Origin of the sequence: Pseudomonas graminis, assembly GCF_001705435.1 — a bacterium.
In the GTDB taxonomy this organism is placed as follows: Bacteria; Pseudomonadota; Gammaproteobacteria; order Pseudomonadales; family Pseudomonadaceae; genus Aquipseudomonas; species Aquipseudomonas graminis_B.
Genome location: NZ_MDEN01000055.1, coordinates 110780 through 126710, shown reverse-complemented (window position 1 = coordinate 126710; position 15931 = coordinate 110780). Strand labels below are relative to the sequence as shown.

General features: G+C 61.3%; 14 protein-coding genes. 7 read left to right on the top strand and 7 right to left on the bottom strand.

All coding sequences use genetic code 11. The features are described from left to right. Nucleotides 1-58: 58 nt before the first annotated feature. On the top strand, nt 59-442 hold the full coding sequence (gcvH, locus tag BBI10_RS05895; protein WP_065987452.1) for a glycine cleavage system protein GcvH: 384 nt from the start codon (nt 59-61) through the stop codon (nt 440-442). Nucleotides 443-538: 96 nt separating this feature from the next. Here the strand turns inward: gcvH and BBI10_RS05890 are convergent, their stop codons facing one another. Further along, nucleotides 539-856 carry a DUF2388 domain-containing protein gene (locus BBI10_RS05890; RefSeq protein WP_065987516.1) on the bottom strand — a complete coding sequence of 106 codons (318 nt, stop codon included), beginning with the start codon at nt 854-856 and terminating at the stop codon, nt 539-541. A 276-nt stretch (nt 857-1132) separates the two neighbouring features. Here BBI10_RS05890 and BBI10_RS05885 point away from each other — a divergent pair, with 276 nt between their 5' ends. After that, nucleotides 1133-1903, top strand: coding sequence for a glucose 1-dehydrogenase (locus BBI10_RS05885; protein ID WP_065987451.1), 771 nt, complete (start codon nt 1133-1135; stop codon nt 1901-1903). A gap of 14 nt (nt 1904-1917) precedes the next feature. Then, nucleotides 1918-2967 carry an L-idonate 5-dehydrogenase gene (locus tag BBI10_RS05880; RefSeq protein ID WP_065987450.1) on the top strand — a complete coding sequence of 350 codons (1050 nt, stop codon included), beginning with the start codon at nt 1918-1920 and terminating at the stop codon, nt 2965-2967. On the opposite strand, the gene BBI10_RS05875 is transcribed toward BBI10_RS05880, so the two are convergent. Next, the gene (locus tag BBI10_RS05875; RefSeq protein WP_065987449.1) at nt 2968-4752 is read right to left on the bottom strand and encodes a GspE/PulE family protein; all 1785 of its coding nucleotides are present in this window, start codon (nt 4750-4752) and stop codon (nt 2968-2970) included. Nucleotides 4753-4864: 112 nt separating this feature from the next. Then, the gene (locus BBI10_RS05870; protein WP_065987448.1) at nt 4865-5212 is read right to left on the bottom strand and encodes a hypothetical protein; all 348 of its coding nucleotides are present in this window, start codon (nt 5210-5212) and stop codon (nt 4865-4867) included. 147 nt (nt 5213-5359) lie between these two features. Between BBI10_RS05870 and BBI10_RS05865 the strand changes: the two genes are divergently transcribed. Continuing rightward, entirely contained in the window at nt 5360-5830 is a 471-nt protein-coding gene (locus tag BBI10_RS05865; RefSeq protein WP_065987447.1) for an Lrp/AsnC family transcriptional regulator, read from the top strand. Between the two features lie 197 nt (nt 5831-6027). On the opposite strand, the gene BBI10_RS05860 is transcribed toward BBI10_RS05865, so the two are convergent. Then, nucleotides 6028-7395 carry an inorganic triphosphatase gene (locus tag BBI10_RS05860; protein WP_065987446.1) on the bottom strand — a complete coding sequence of 456 codons (1368 nt, stop codon included), beginning with the start codon at nt 7393-7395 and terminating at the stop codon, nt 6028-6030. Between the two features lie 165 nt (nt 7396-7560). Here BBI10_RS05860 and argE point away from each other — a divergent pair, with 165 nt between their 5' ends. Next, nucleotides 7561-8709: an acetylornithine deacetylase gene (gene argE, locus BBI10_RS05855; protein WP_065987445.1), complete on the top strand. Its 1149-nt coding sequence runs from the start codon at nt 7561-7563 to the stop codon at nt 8707-8709. Between the two features lie 160 nt (nt 8710-8869). Next, nucleotides 8870-10168 carry an amino-acid N-acetyltransferase gene (gene argA / locus BBI10_RS05850; RefSeq protein WP_065987444.1) on the top strand — a complete coding sequence of 433 codons (1299 nt, stop codon included), beginning with the start codon at nt 8870-8872 and terminating at the stop codon, nt 10166-10168. A 180-nt stretch (nt 10169-10348) separates the two neighbouring features. Here argA and gshA read toward each other — a convergent pair whose 3' ends face one another. The 3 genes from gshA to BBI10_RS05835 form a co-directional block, all read right to left on the bottom strand. After that, entirely contained in the window at nt 10349-11935 is a 1587-nt protein-coding gene (gene gshA, locus BBI10_RS05845; RefSeq protein ID WP_065987443.1) for a glutamate--cysteine ligase, read from the bottom strand. 197 nt (nt 11936-12132) lie between these two features. Next, nucleotides 12133-12516, bottom strand: coding sequence for a PaaI family thioesterase (locus tag BBI10_RS05840; protein WP_065987442.1), 384 nt, complete (start codon nt 12514-12516; stop codon nt 12133-12135). After that, a complete protein-coding gene (locus BBI10_RS05835; RefSeq protein ID WP_065987441.1) occupies nt 12516-14840 on the bottom strand; it encodes a Tex family protein in 2325 nt (774 codons plus the stop codon). Before BBI10_RS05835 ends, BBI10_RS05840 begins: the two co-directional genes overlap by 1 nt. A gap of 280 nt (nt 14841-15120) precedes the next feature. On the opposite strand from BBI10_RS05835, the gene ompR reads away from it, so the two are divergent. Beyond that, nucleotides 15121-15861 (top strand): osmolarity response regulator transcription factor OmpR, encoded by a 741-nt coding sequence (gene ompR / locus BBI10_RS05830; RefSeq protein ID WP_065987440.1) that lies wholly within the window; start codon nt 15121-15123, stop codon nt 15859-15861. Nucleotides 15862-15931 lie beyond the last annotated feature (70 nt).

Genomic DNA, 15931 nt, shown 5'->3' with positions numbered 1-15931 from the left:
TGAAAGCCATCCCTGGCGGGTTTTTCCGCTGACCTGATGAAGTAGAGAGGATAAGAACATGAGCACTATTCCCGCCGAACTGCGTTTTGCCGAGAGCCACGAGTGGGCCAAGCAAGAGGGTGATCTGATCGTTGTCGGTATTTCCGATCATGCGCAGGAAGCGCTGGGTGACGTCGTGTTCGTCGAGCTGCCTGAAGTGGGTAAAGTTTTCTCGGCACCAGGTGATCAGGCCGGTGTCGTTGAGTCGGTAAAGGCTGCATCTGACATCTACTCGCCAGTGGCGGGCGAAGTCGTTGAAGTCAACGAGGTGCTGTCGGGTGAGCCAGAGGCACTGAACAACTCGCCTTACGATTCGTGGATCTTCAAGGTCAAGCCAGCCAATGCCGCCGACTTGGACAAGCTGCTCGACGCAGCCGGCTACAAGGCGCTGATCGCCGAATAAGCCCATCGGTCAGGCACAAAAAAGCCGCTCACATGAGCGGCTTTTTTTGCGAGCGAGATCGGCGTCAGAACGCCAATTCATCCCGATGTGTCTGACTTATTGCTCGGCAACCAGATTCTTCGCCAGGATGGCGTTTGCCAGGTCCATGTCCGATGCCTTCAGGGCCGGGTTATCTTTGCGCACTTGATCCATCGCCGCTTCAAGGTACGGGCCACGGATTTCGCCGTTGCTGGCCACGAAGCTGCCAGCGTCGTCTTGCGCCGCGACGATCAGCTTGTGGTGACGAAAGGTGAGGTAGGTGGAGCCGGTTGTGGCACCAGACGAAAGCACATCCCGCAGAAAACCGTCGGCCATTGCTGAACCGACCGGCAGGGAAAGCAAGGCTAACGTGGCTACAGCAAGTTTAAGACGCATGACGGGTACTCCGATGTTGGTTTGTTCTGAAACGATTTGATACGCCATCTCCCGTTCTAGTTCCCCACCCACAGAGGGGCATAGCGCCCCGTTCTGCAAAATTGCCCCGTTCCTGGAGTTCATCAACGTTCATGGAGTCACCGTTGATGACGGTGGGAAGTTGATCGGGCAGAGTAAGGTGACTGCACTCTGCGCAGCGAACCTTCCGTATCTGACAGGAAGAACAGCTGGCGCAGCCAATCGAGATTAACGCCACAAAAACAATAGGAGAGCGTCATGGCTGTTCTGGAAAGTTTTCGTCTCGACGGCAGGGTGGCGCTGATCACCGGCTCCAGCGCAGGCATCGGACTGGCGATCGCGCGAGGCCTGGCCGAAGCGGGCGCCACCGTCGTGCTCAACGGCCGCAGCGCCGAGACATTGCATTCGGCCGCCCAAGCGTTGACGGCCGAGGGGCATGCGGTCCTCACCCAGCGTTTTGATGTGACGGACAGCGCGGCGGTCGCCGCTGCGGTTCAGGACATCGAGGCGCGCGTCGGGCCGCTGGAAATCCTGGTCAACAACGCTGGCATCCAGCGGCGCGGGCCGCTGGCGGAGTTTGCCGAAGCGGACTGGCACGAGCTGATGCGCACCAACCTCGACAGTGCCTTCTTCGTCGGTCAAGCGGTCGCGCGCTGCATGATCCCCCGTGGGCGCGGGCGCATCATCAACATCTGTTCAGTGCAGAGCGAGCTGGGCCGCCCGGGTATTGCGCCGTACACGGCAAGCAAGGGCGCGCTGAAGATGCTGACCAAGGGCATGGCGATCGACTGGGGCCCGTTCGGCCTCAACGTCAACGGAATCGGGCCGGGCTACTTCAAAACCGAACTGAACGCTGCGCTGGTGGCCAACGCCGAATTCAGCGACTGGCTGGTGCAGCGGACGCCGAGCCGCCGTTGGGGCGAAGTGTCTGAACTGGCAGGCGCGGCGGTGTTTCTGGCTTCTGACGCGGCCAGCTTCGTCAACGGCCACATCCTTTACGTCGACGGTGCCATCACGGCATCGCTGTAATCCGGAGAATGACCATGCAAGCGATTGTCTGCCATGCCGCGAAAGACCTGCGTGTCGAGCCCGGCAACGAAGCATTGCCGCTTTCTGCCGGCCAGTTGCGGGTTCGCGTTGCTCGCGGCGGTATCTGCGGCTCGGACCTTCACTACTACCAGCACGGCGGTTTCGGCGCGGTTCGGCTGAAAGAGCCGATGGTCCTCGGCCATGAAATCTCGGCGGTTATCGAGGAGGTCGGCGACGCGCAGAGCGCTTTCAGCGTCGGGCAACGGATCTCCGTGTCACCGTCACGGCCGTGCGGCGACTGCAAATACTGTCACGAAGGCCTGCCCAACCATTGCCTGAACATGCGTTTTTACGGCAGCGCGATGCCGTTTCCGCACATTCAGGGCGCGTTTCGCGAGCACTTGGTGATCGAGTCAAGCCAGGCTCATGTACTGGCGCCGACCACTACGCTGGCTGAGGGCGCACTGGCCGAGCCTTTGTCGGTCGGGCTTCACGCGATCCAGCGCGCCGGCGGCGTGTTCGGCAAGCGCGTGCTGGTGACCGGCTGCGGCCCGATCGGCAACTTGCTGATCGGCAGCCTGCGCGCGGCGGGTGCGTTGCAGATCATTGCCGCAGACCTGAGCGACAGCGCGCTGGCGTGCGCGCGGCGCATGGGCGCCAGCGAAACCCACAACCTGCGCGACGAGCCCGAAGCACTGGCGCGCTATACCGCCGACAAGGGTTATTTCGACGTGATGTTCGAGGCCTCCGGCAGCGCCCACGCCTTGCGCGATGGCCTGACCTGCATGCGCCCGCGCGGGATTGTGGTGACGGTCGGGCTCGGTGGCGATGTGGCGATTCCGCTGAATCTGGTGGTGGGCAAGGAAATCGACCTGCGCGGCACCTTTCGCTTCCACCCCGAATTCGCCCAGGCGGTGGACTTGCTCAATCGCAAAGTCATCGACGTCACGCCGGTGATCTCCCACACCTTCGCGTTTCACGACGCGGTCCAGGCGTTCGAGCTTGCCGGGGACAAGCAGCAGGCCATGAAAGTCGTGCTGGATTTCGGGGTTCCGGAGCAGTAACTAACGCTGCTCGCTCTGCGGTGTCACACGCAGTACCTCTTCAACCGTCGTCAACCCCGCCGCGACCTTTTGCGCGCCGGACAACCGCAGGCTGCGCATGCCGTCCTTGAAGCCCTGGCGACGCAACGCCGTCAGGTCCAGGTCCGCCGTGATCAGCGATTTCACGGCGTCGGACATCAGCATGATCTCGTACACCCCCGCACGCCCGCGATAACCCGTATCGCGGCACTCCGCGCAACCCACCGCCCGGTGCGCGCCGCTTGGCACGGGTGCCTGCCATGGCCGCGTCAGGGTCTGCCAGTCAACCTCATCCATTTCGATCGGCGCCTTGCAGTGCGGGCACAGCGTACGCACCAGACGCTGGGCCATCACGCCGAGGATCGTCGCCTTGAGCAGATAATGCGGCACGCCCAGCTCCAGCAGACGGCTGATAGCGCTGGGCGCGTCGTTGGTGTGCAGCGTCGACAGCACCAAGTGACCGGTCAGCGCCGCCTGGATCGCCATTTCTGCGGTCTCCAGGTCGCGAATCTCGCCGATCATGATGATGTCCGGGTCTTGCCGCATCAGCGCGCGGACACCGCTGGCAAAGGTCAGGTCGATGTTGTGCTGCACCTGCATCTGATTGAATGCCGGCTCCACCATCTCGATCGGGTCCTCGATGGTGCAGAGGTTCACCTCCGACGTCGCCAGCATCTTCAGCGTTGTGTACAGCGTGGTGGTCTTGCCGGAACCGGTCGGGCCGGTCACCAGAATGATGCCGTTGGGCTGTCGGGTCATGCCCTCCCAGCGACGCAGGTCATCGCCGGAGAATCCGAGCTGGTCGAAGTCCTTGAGCAGCACTTCCGGGTCAAAAATCCGCATGACCATCTTTTCGCCGAAGGCCGTGGGCAGCGTCGACAGCCGCAGCTCCACCTCGCCACCGTCAGGCGTTTTGGTCTTCACCCGGCCGTCCTGCGGCTTGCGCTTCTCGGCCACGTTCATGCGGCCCAGGCTTTTCAGGCGGCTGGTGACGGCCATCGCCACTTGCGGCGGGAATTGATACACGTTGTGCAGCACGCCGTCGATGCGGAAGCGGACAGTACCGGCGTCGCGGCGGGGCTCGATGTGAATATCGCTCGCCCGCTGCTGGTAGGCGTACTGGAACAACCAGTCGACGATATTGACGATGTGCGCGTCGTTGGCGTCCGGCTCCTGATCGCTGGCGCCGAGCTTGAGCAGCTGTTCGAAGTTACCCATGTTGCTGATTTTCTGATCGCTGGCACTCGCGCCGCTGACCGATTTCGCCAGCCGGTAAAACTCCACGGCCAGTTTCTGCACGTCGACGGGATTGGCGACGACGCGCTTGATCGGCATCTTCAGTACGTGGGTCAGGTCGGCTTCCCACGCACTCACGTACGGTTGCGCGCTGGCGATGGTCACCGCGTCGCGATCGACGTCCACCGCGAGAATCTTGTGGCGCTGGGCGAAGGCGTAGGACATCAACGGCGTGACGGCGGCGACGTTGATCTTCAGCGGATCGATGCGCAGATACGGCTGGCCGGCTTGCTCAGCCAGCCAGGCGGTGAGGGTTTCGAGGTCGAGTTTCTTGCCGGGCCGCTTGTGGTTATCGAACTGCTGGGTGGCGATGAGTTCGAGTGGGTGGGCGTGGAGATTCTGCGCGGCTCGGCGCAGCGTGAGCGCATATTCGGCGTTGTCCTGGTCGAGGTATCCCTGCGCGACGAGGTCACGCAATACTTCGTTCAGATCCAGCCAGCGGTCCTGAGATGATGAGGCGAGGACGGACATGCGGGCTCCTTCGGACGAGACGGCTTACTTCGGTGATGAGCAAGAGTAGTCCCAAGCGTGCCAGTTGTGACGCCCTGCCGGTAGCGAAGCGTTGCCAATATTTTCGGTGCGCTCAACTGGCGGCGAGTGAGACAACCTCGGTTACGACGTGCAAATCACCCATGGGTTCAAGTTCGACCGAGCAAACACTGATCAGGTTGCGCATTTTTTCGCCAATCACCTGAGCGCGGTGCCACGTCATGCCGCCCACCTCGACATTCACCATCAGCATGCCGTCCTGCTGCAGCACGCTGACCTGTTGGGGGATCAGGTACTGCATCGCGAAAAGGTTGAGCAGCCGGCAGAGTACGTCAGCTTCTGCCTCGGCAAGGATTTGATAGCGCGACAGGCAATGAGCGTTGCCGACAGACCAGGCATCGTTGCGAAAGGGGGCGGGGCTGGCGGGTTCGAAATGCGGCATGGGAATCTCCTGACGACCTCGTCGTTGCAATGACGTTGATTGGCAGAAAGTTTTACACGCGGGAAAAGAAATTTCTGATCGAAGATGCGCTGTATTAGGCTATATGAGACTTGTTTATGTGCAGTGGACTGCTTTCAGGAATTGACTATGCAAATCGAGCTGGATGCCTACGACCGGAAGATTCTGGCGCTGCTGCAGGAGGATGCGTCGCTGTCCAGCGCGCAGATTGCCGAGCAGGTCGGCCTGTCGCAGTCTCCTTGTTGGCGGCGGATCCAGCGGCTCAAGGAGGAGGGGGTGATCCGGCGGCAGGTGACGCTGCTGGATCGCAAGAAGATTGGCCTGAATACGCAGATTTTTGCAGAGGTAAAACTCAACGCCCACGGTCGGTCCAATTTCACTGAATTCACAGAGGCGATCCGTGGCTTTCCCGAAGTGCTGGAGTGTTATGTACTGATGGGGTCGGTGGACTTTTTGCTGCGCATCGTCACGCCGGATATCGAGGCGTATGAGCGATTCTTCTTCGAAAAGCTCTCGCTGGTACCGGGCATTCAGGAAGTGAACTCGACAGTGGCGCTGTCTGAGATCAAATCGACGACGAGCTTGCCGATTGGCCGATAGGGCGCCTCTTCCCGGCTGGACCCGGTCCTACTGACACACCGCACGCATCTCGTAGGACCGCTTGCCTTTAGTGGGACCGGCTTTAGCCGGGAAGGCGTCGGTGGACACACCACAAAAATTAAGGTGTGGCTACTGGCCTCTTCCCGGCTGAAGCCGGTCCTACCAAAACAGCGTCAGCCGGTCCTACTGCCAGCGCCTTACAACTTCAACAATGTCTTCCACGCCCGGCTTTGCAGCACGGTGATGGTTTGCTGGACGCGGGCATCGAGGATTTCGTCGGTGATGTCCAGATGCGCCAGTTGCTCTAGCTTGTTCAACTCGCCGTACAAGCGATCCAGCTCAGGCAGGTCGAGGGCCTGGCGGGCGTAATGCAGCCAGACCTGAAGGCGTTCGATGCGTGGCAGTTGCTCGGCCAGATCTTCCGGCTGCTGCTGGTAGCGCGGCAGGTTCAGCGCGGTGGCTTCATCACCCAGGAAACGCGGTACCCAGCTGCTGAGCATCGCGTGGCCCTGACGATTGCCACGGTTGTTGCGCTCCACCGTCCAGCTGTGCGCCATCAACCAGCGCGAGGTGGTCAGCGAGAACACGCCCCAACGAGTGTCCTGCAACTCTTCGATGAACTGCTCATGGGCGGCGGCGCGTACGTCGCCGTCTTCCTGGCCGGCGAGCACCAGCGTGCGCCAGTCTTCCAGCAAAGCGTCCAGCGCGGCGCGCAGGTCATGGGTCGTGGCGCGCGGAGCGGCCTGACCGAGGCTGCCGGCCAGGGCGCGCAATTCAGCGAGCACTTCGACCCATTCCTGCAACAGGCTCCAGTGACCGTTGAAACGGTACTGCTCGGCCAGACGCTGGCTGCTGCCGAGCAGGAACCAGGCGATGGCGCTGAACGCGTCGTCTACGGAGAGTTCGCCATGCAGCTCGGGTGACGGCAACTTGATCGAGTAGCTGCTGGCGTCGAACAGGCGATAGCCACGTTCGGCCTTGCTGATATCGCAGGGCATCAGCGGCAGCTTCTCCGCCAGCTCTGCAGCCAGTTCCAGCAGCGCGGCAGGGTCGCCTTCGCGCAGTTCAAGCTCCAGCTCGCAGATTTCTTCCTGCTGCTTGCCGGCGACGACCTTGCCCAGGTCCAGCGCCGCTTCGATCACCACCTTGGTCTTGCCACGGCCCCAGGCGATTTCCGCTTTCTCGCGGACGAAATCAGTGGTGAACACCGGCTTGATGGTTTTCTTGTCCAGATCTGCCAGTTGCTCGGGCCAGCATTCGCCGTCGAGCTTCTTCAGGTCCAATTTGGCTTTGGGTACATCCCAGTTGTATTCGTTACGCTCGGACAGGCCCGCCACGCTCTGGCCGCGGGTCTTGAGGGTCTGAATGATTGCGTCGCCGTCGCGGCGCAGGCGCAGCGCAACCTTGGCATGGGCCAGCTCGCGCTCGGGGGTGTCGAAGTACTGATTGAACAGCTCCAACCGCTCCCAGCCGCTCTTGTTGCGCTTCTTCAGCAACGGGTGCTCGCGCAGGGCTATGAGGGTTTCGCGGCTGACGCGGAGTTTGATTTCGGTTTCTTTCTGCATGGCCGGAGAATCCAAACGCTCTATCGCTGATAACGGGGTCGCAGCCGGAATCGACACAGCTGCGTGGGCCGTGCAGTGTACAGGACATCAACCGTGACAGTTTATTCATGCGGGCCAATCAACCTATGATGGCCGGCGTGTCGTACCCCATTACCGGAGTCGCCTATGCCGTTGCCGTCCATGAAAGACCAGTTCGCCGCCCTGATCGCCGCGCCGTCTGTGAGCTGTACGCAGCCCGCGCTCGACCAGTCCAATCGCGCCGTCATTGATCTGCTGGCAGGTTGGCTGGGCGATCTGGGTTTTGCCTGCGACATCCAGCACGTGAGCCCTGGCAAATTCAATCTGCTGGCAACGTATGGCACCGGCCCCGGCGGGTTGGTGCTCGCGGGCCACAGCGATACGGTCCCTTACGACGATGCGTTGTGGAAGACCGATCCGCTGAAACTGACCGAAGTCGACGGCAATTGGGTAGGACTGGGCAGTTGCGACATGAAGGGCTTCTTCGCGTTGGCCATTGAGGCGCTTCAGCCGTTGCTCGATCAGCCGTTCAAACAGCCGCTGATCATCCTCGCGACCTGCGATGAAGAAAGCTCCATGGCCGGTGCCAAGGCATTGGCTGCGGCCGGCGGTGTACTGGGCCGCGCGGCAGTTATTGGCGAGCCGACTCGCCTCAAGCCGGTCCGCCTGCACAAGGGCGTGATGATGGAGCGCATCGAGATTCTCGGCCGCAGCGGTCACTCCTCGGACCCGAGCCTGGGGCGCAGCGCCCTGGAAGCCATGTACGACGCCATTGGCGAGTTGAAAGGCCTGCGCCGACACTGGCAGGAGCAATACCGCAATCCGCAGTTCAGCGTGCCTCAACCCACCCTGAACTTCGGCTGCATCCATGGCGGCGACAACCCTAACCGCATCTGCGGGCAATGCTCGCTGGAGTTCGATCTGCGCCCGCTGCCGGGGATGGACCCCGAGGTGCTGCGCGCCGCGATCCGGCAGAAACTGCAGCCCGTCGCCGAACTGCACCAAGTACAGATCGACTACGCGCCGCTGTTTTCGGAAGTGTCCCCCTTTGAAGAAAGCGCCGATGCGGAACTGGTGCGAATCGCGGAGCGTCTGACCGGTCATACGGCCGAAGCGGTGGCATTTGGTACCGAAGCGCCTTATCTTCAGCGCCTTGGTTGCGAAACCATCGTGATGGGGCCCGGGGACATTGCCTGTGCGCACCAGCCCGGTGAATATCTTGAAATGTCACGTTTGCAGCCTACAGTGCGTCTGTTACGTCAATTGATCGAACATTACTGCCTGGCTACCCCTTGAGTGCCCTTGAATGCGCCCAAGTGCTGGTTGAGTCAGGGCCTGTCTGAGAATTACCCGAAAAGGAGAGTACGCGTGTTGCGATGCCTGTTCCGACGATAACGCTCATGCCGTCTTGAGTGCTTCCACCCCTTCGTCCATCCACCACAGGCTCCTTTCGGATATGCCCGATTACGTCAATTGGCTCCGCCACGCGTCTCCCTACATCAATGCCCACCGGGATTGCACCTTCGTCGTCATGCTTCCGGGCGATGGCGTGGCGCACCCGAACTTCGGCAACATCGTCCACGACCTCGTGTTGCTGCACAGCCTCGGCGTGCGCCTCGTGCTGGTTTACGGCTCCCGCCCGCAGATCGAAAGCCGCTTGCAGGCCCGTGGCCTGACGCCGCATTTCCACCACGACATGCGCGTGACTGATTTCGCCACGCTCGAATGCGTAATCGACGCCGTCGGCGCCCTGCGAATTGCCATCGAGGCGCGTTTGTCGATGGACATGGCCGCCTCGCCGATGCAGGGCTCGCGGTTGCGCGTCACGGGCGGAAACTTCGTCACGGCGCGCCCGATCGGCGTCCTCGAGGGCGTCGATTTCCAGCACACCGGCGAAGTGCGCCGTATCGACCGCAAGGGTATTAGCCGGCTGCTCGACGAACGCTCCATCGTGTTGCTTTCACCGCTGGGTTACTCGCCCACCGGCGAGATCTTCAACCTGGCCTGCGAAGACGTCGCGACGCGCGCGGCCATTGATCTGGGGGCGGAAAAGCTGCTGCTGTTTGGCGCCGAGTCAGGCTTGCTGGACGAGCAGGGCCGATTGGTCCGTGAGCTGCGTCCACAGCAGGTGCCCGCGCACCTTCAGCGCCTGGGCAGCAACTACCAGGCGGAACTGCTGGATGCCGCGGCCCAGGCCTGTCGCGGGGGTGTGGCGCGCAGCCATATCGTCAGCTACGCCGAAGATGGCGCGCTGCTCTCCGAGCTGTTCACCCGCGCCGGCGGCGGCACACTGGTGGCCCAGGAGCAGTTCGAGCTGGTGCGCGAAGCGTCGATCGGCGATGTCGGTGGGCTCATCGACCTCATCACGCCGTTGGAAGAGCAGGGCATCCTGGTGCGTCGGTCGCGGGAAGTGCTGGAGCGGGAAATCGAGCAGTTCAGCGTGGTTGAGCGCGAAGGCCTGATCATCGCCTGCGCGGCGCTGTACCCGATTGCCGATTCCGACGCGGGTGAGTTGGCTTGTCTGGCGGTGAATCCAGAGTATCGCCACGGCGGGCGCGGCGACGAGCTGCTTGAACGCATCGAAGAACGCGCCCGGGCGCTGGGTCTGAAAACCCTGTTCGTCCTCACCACGCGTACGGCGCACTGGTTCCAGGAGCGCGGTTTCGAGGCCAGCAGCGTCGATCGCCTGCCCAGCGCACGTGCGTCACTGTACAACTACCAGCGTAATTCGAAGATTTTTGAAAAGGCGATCTAAGCGAAGCGCGTCAGGACCTGAAGCCTGACGCGCATTTTCGGTTCGATACAACCCTTGTGGGAGCGAGCTTGCTCGCGAAGGGTCAGGTCAGACGATACATCTCTCTCGCCTGAGACACCGCTTTCGCGAGTAAGGTGGAGCGCCACCCCGGTCGTCCCACCGTTTGCAACGGGTCTGGCGTCAGTTGCTGATCGCCAGAATGCTCGCCTGATACGCACCCACGAACGTGTCGAAATCCACTTTCTCTTCGGTCTGTTCCAGCTCCGCTTGCTGAGCCAGGGACTCACGCGCCTTGCTCTCAAAATGCGTCTGGTCCTCTGCGCTCAGCGGATTGCTGCGGAAATGATCAGCGTGAACCTGTGACTGGCGCAGCGAGAAGGCCGTGAAGCCTTCCTTGTGCTCGGTCATGGCCGCCAGCACCTGTGCCGAAGGCGTCAGAGAGGCGTCCGCCACTTTCGCGCGCTGAGCGTCCAGCGATTTGACGTGCTGATCCGTGCCCTGGCTGGCATCGAGCAGTTCACAGATCGGCCTGATCGTGTCCAGCATCTCGTTGGCCCAGACTTTCAAGTCGATCGTCGTATCGTTGCGGTTCAGTTGCAGGCCGGGACGGCGACCTTCCTTGACCACGGTCAGGAAGTTCGTGCTGGCGTTGCCGCACTCGTTGCTCGCCAGCTGCGGGCTGTCGTGCAGCGCGCAATACAGAATGAACGCATCGATGAAGCGCGATTGCTCAAGGTCGATGCCCACCGGCAGGAACGGGTTGATGTCCAGGCAACGGACTTCCACGTACTGCACCCCGCGCGCGACGAGCGCCTGAATAGGGCGCTCGCCGGAATAGGTGACGCGTTTCGGGCGGATCGTCGAGTAGTACTCGTTCTCGATCTGCAGCACGTTGGTGTTCAGCTGAATCCACTCGCCATCCTTGTGCGTGCCGATTTCGACGTAAGGCGCGTAGGGCGTTGCCACCGCGCGGCGCAGACTATCGGTGTACGTCAGCAGGTCGTTGTAGCAGGGCGTCAGGTCCGCCTGGGCGTTGCTCTGGTAACCCAGATCGCTCATCCGCAGGCTGGTTGCGTACGGCAGATACAGCGTTTCGGCGTCAAACTGCTCAAGCTGATGCGAGCGGCCGCGCAGGAAACTGGCATCCAGCGCCGGCGACGCGCCGAACAGGTACATCAGCAGCCAGCTGTAACGACGGAAGTTGCGAATCAGGCCGATGTAGCTCTCGGACTGGAAATCGCGGTCATCGCCTTCGAATTTCGCGTCTTGCTTGAGCACGGGCCAGATGGCTTCGGGCAGCGAGAAGTTATAGTGAATGCCGGCAATGCACTGCATGGTTTTGCCGTAACGCAAGGCAAGGCCCTGACGGTAGACGTACTTGAGCTTGCCGATGTTGGAGGTGCCGTAATAGGCGATCGGAATATCTGCTTCGGCCGGCAGCGGGCACGGCATCGAAGGGCTCCAGATGTATTCGCTGCCCAGTTTGCTGTACGCGAAGCGATGGATTTTATCCAGGCTTTCCAGCGTTTGAGCAGGGTCGGCCAGGGCGGGAGTGATGAACTCCAGCAGCGACTCGGAGTAATCGGTGGTGATTTGCTCGTTGGTCAGCGCCGCGCCGAGTGCTTCAGGGTGCGGGGTTTGTGCCAGACGGCCTTCGGCCGTAACGCGCAGGCATTCACGCTCGATGCCGTGCAAGCACTTCTCCAGAAGGGAGAGGTTGGAGTGCTCGCCAAGCAGAGTCAGGCGGCGGTTGAGAAGTTCGCTCAAGTTGGAATCCTTCACGCGTCAGTCGGCCCTATATGGGGGCGATATGGCGGTCTACAAGGGTGAAGAAAGGAACTGGCGTTTTCGCCTCGTCGATGGCCCTAACGCCGATGCCCGTCGCTGATCGTTCCTACAAGGAAATCAGATAATTTCGACACTACTGAACAGTGCCGAAATTAACTCATAACGCTATCGGACAGCTAGACGATCGCAAACGTGCCCTGCGCTTTGGCAACCAGCTTGTCGTTCTGGCGAACGTCGGCTTCGACCACCAGGGTTCGGCGTCCGGCATGCAGCACGGTGCTGGTGCAGATGACTTCACCCTCGGCCACAGCACGCATGTAATTGATTTTGCATTCCACGGTGACACTTTGCTTGTCGAAGCCGTGGGTGCTGGAGCAGGCCAGCCCCATGGTGATGTCTACCAGACTGAACAGCGCGCCGCCGTGCATGACATTGCCGCGATTGCGCAGGTGCGGCTCCAGCGGCAAGGCCACGACGGCGACACCTTCATTCAACTGCACCACCCGGCAGCCGAGCGTCTTGAAGTAGGCGCTCTGAGTCAATTCATCAGGGATATCCATCAGCGCTTCTTCAATTGCTTGGCGTTGGCGAACAGCGACGCCATCGGATTGTTGCTCGGCGCCGGGGTGGGGGCTTCCTTACGGGGGGCATTGCTGTGCTGCTGGCGCGGCGCCGCACCAGGACGGGCACCGCGAGCGCCGTCGACTTTCTCGCCCGGCGTGTCGCTCATGCGCATCGACAGACCGACGCGCTTACGCGGGATGTCCACTTCCATCACCTTGACCTTCACCACATCGCCGGCTTTGACCGCTTCGCGAGGGTCCTTGATGAACTTCTCCGAAAGCGCAGAGATGTGCACCAAACCGTCCTGATGCACGCCGATGTCAACGAACGCACCAAAGTTGGTGACGTTGGTGACCACGCCTTCGAGGATCATGCCCGGCTGAAGGTCCTTCAAGTCTTCAACGCCGTCCTGAAACTCAGCGGTCTTGAATCCCGGACGCGGATCGCGGCCCGGTTTTTCCAGTTCTTGAAGGATGTCGGTGACGGTCGGCAGGCCGAAGGTTTCGTCTGTGAATTTCTTCGGGTCGAGACGCTTCAGAAAGCCTGCATCGCCGATCAGCGAGCGGATGTCGCGATCGGTCTGGGCGGCAATGCGCTGCACCAGGGGATACGCCTCAGGGTGAACGGCGGACGAGTCCAGCGGGTTATCACCGTTCATGACGCGCAGAAAGCCTGCGGCCTGTTCGAAGGTTTTCTCGCCCAGGCGCGGGACTTTCTTCAGCGCCGCACGGGTCTTGAACGCGCCATTCTGGTCGCGGTGGGAAACGATATTCTGCGCCAGCGTGGTGTTCAGGCCGGAAATCCGCGCCAGCAGGGCCACGGAGGCGGTGTTCACATCCACACCCACGGCGTTCACGCAGTCTTCCACCACCGCGTCGAGGCCGCGGGCGAGTTTGAGTTGTGAGACGTCATGCTGGTACTGGCCAACACCAATGGATTTCGGGTCGATTTTCACCAGTTCGGCAAGCGGATCCTGCAAGCGACGGGCGATGGACACCGCGCCACGGATCGAAACGTCGAGGTCCGGGAATTCCTTGGCAGCGAGTTCCGACGCCGAGTACACCGAAGCGCCGGCTTCAGAGACCATGACTTTGGTCATCTTCAGACCTGGATACTTTTTGATCAGATCGCCGGCCAGCTTGTCGGTTTCGCGGCTGGCAGTGCCATTGCCAATCGCGATCAGATCGACGGAATGCTTGGCGCAGAGGGCTGCCAGTACCGCGATGGTCTGATCCCACTGGTTTTTCGGCACGTGGGGGTAAACAGTGGCGTAGTCCAGCAATTTGCCGGTGCTGTCGACGACGGCGACCTTGCAGCCGGTGCGCAGGCCCGGGTCAAGACCCAGCGTGGCGCGTGGCCCCGCCGGTGCGGCCAGCAACAGGTCGTGAAGGTTATGAGCGAATACGTTGATCGCTTCGGTTTCGGCACCTTCGCGCAGCTCGCCGAGCAGGTCGGTTTCGAGGCTGGAGTACAGCTTGACCTTCCAGGTCCAGCGCACGACTTCGGCCAGCCACTTGTCTGCAGGGCGGTTCTGGTTCTGCAGGCCGAAGCGCTCGCTGATCATCATTTCGCAGGGGTGCAGGGTGCCGGGCAATTCTTCCCCGACTTTCAGGGCCGAGCTCAGCACGCCCTCATTGCGACCCCGAAAGATTGCCAGCGCACGGTGGGACGGCATGCTCTTGAGCGGCTCGTCGTGTTCGAAGTAGTCGCGGAACTTGGCGCCTTCTTCCTCTTTACCCGGCACTACACGGGCACTGATCACGGCTTCGTGCTTGAGGAAACTGCGCAGCTTCTCCAGCAGCGTCGCGTCTTCGGCGAAGCGCTCCATCAGAATGTATTTGGCGCCTTCGAGCACGGCCTTGATGTCGGCGAAGCCTTTTTCGGCATCGACGAACCGCGCGGCTTCGGTTTCCGGGGTCAGGGTCGGATCGTTGAAGATCCCGTTCGCCAGCTCACCCAGACCGGCTTCCAGTGCGATCTGGCCTTTGGTGCGACGCTTCTGCTTGTACGGCAGGTACAAGTCTTCAAGGCGGGTCTTGGTGTCGGCAAGCTTGATATCGCGAGCCAGTTCAGGGGTCAGCTTGCCTTGCTCTTCGATGCTGGCAAGGATGCTGATGCGGCGCTCGTCGAGTTCGCGCAGGTAGCGCAGGCGCTCTTCCAGATGACGCAGTTGCGTGTCATCGAGGCTGCCAGTGACTTCCTTGCGGTAACGAGCGATGAAAGGCACCGTTGAGCCTTCATCCAGTAGCGCGACGGCCGCTTCGACCTGTTGCGGGCGGACGCCGAGTTCCTCGGCGATGCGGCTGTTGATACTGTCCATAAAACCACCTGGCAAATGTGTGTGCATAAAATCAGCGGCTGGCGAACCGCCTTGAACGAGCGTTGCCTGACCTTGAAGGCGGCGCATTATACCCAGTGAGCCTTGAATAGGGGATTGCCCGGTCGATACGCCGGTTTCAGCCCGCGTAGCCGCCGTGAATCAGCCTTAAGTGACTCAACGAGAGCACCCATGTGGATTCAGGAAAAATCTGCTAACAATGCACACGGTGCGCATCACTGCAGCTACGCCATAATGCGCGCCGAGATCAAAGGAGCTTCCAATGAGCAGCACTGCACAAACGGCTGAAGGCGAGAAAATCCTCATCGTTGACGATGACCCGGGCTTGAGCAGCCTGCTAGAACGCTTTTTCAACAGCAAGGGCTACCGCGCCCGGGCTGTGCCCAACGTGGAGCAAATGGATCGGCTGCTGGCGCGCGAAGTGTTTCACCTCGTGGTGCTGGACCTGATGCTGCCGGGCGAAGACGGGCTGTCCGCCTGCCGCCGCCTGCGCGCCGCGAACAATCAAGTCCCTATCATCATGCTCACCGCCAAGGGCGACGAGCTCAGTCGCATCAAGGGCCTCGAGCTCGGCGCTGATGACTACCTCGCAAAACCTTTCAACCCTGACGAACTGATGGCCCGCGTTCGCGCTGTGCTGCGTCGTCAATCCGCACCCGTACCTGGCGCGCCTGCCACGGAAGACGAAACCGTCACCTTTGGCGACTACGCTCTGTCCCTCGCCACCCGCGAGCTCAAGCGTGGCGACGAAGTGCACATGCTCACGACCGGTGAATTCGCCGTGTTGAAGGCATTGGTCATGCACGCCCGTGAGCCGCTGACGCGAGACAAGCTGATGAACCTGGCTCGGGGCCGTGAGTGGGACGCTCTGGAGCGCTCCATCGATGTCCAGATCTCCCGTCTGCGCCGTCTGATTGAAGTGGACGCTGCCAAGCCGCGTTACATTCAGACGGTCTGGGGAGTGGGTTATGTTTTCGTGCCAGACGGTGCCAACAAGCAGTAACAGCAAGTTCGACGGTAACCTGCCGGGCCTGTCTCACGCCCGCCTACGTTAGCCAGTCACCTCGATGTTC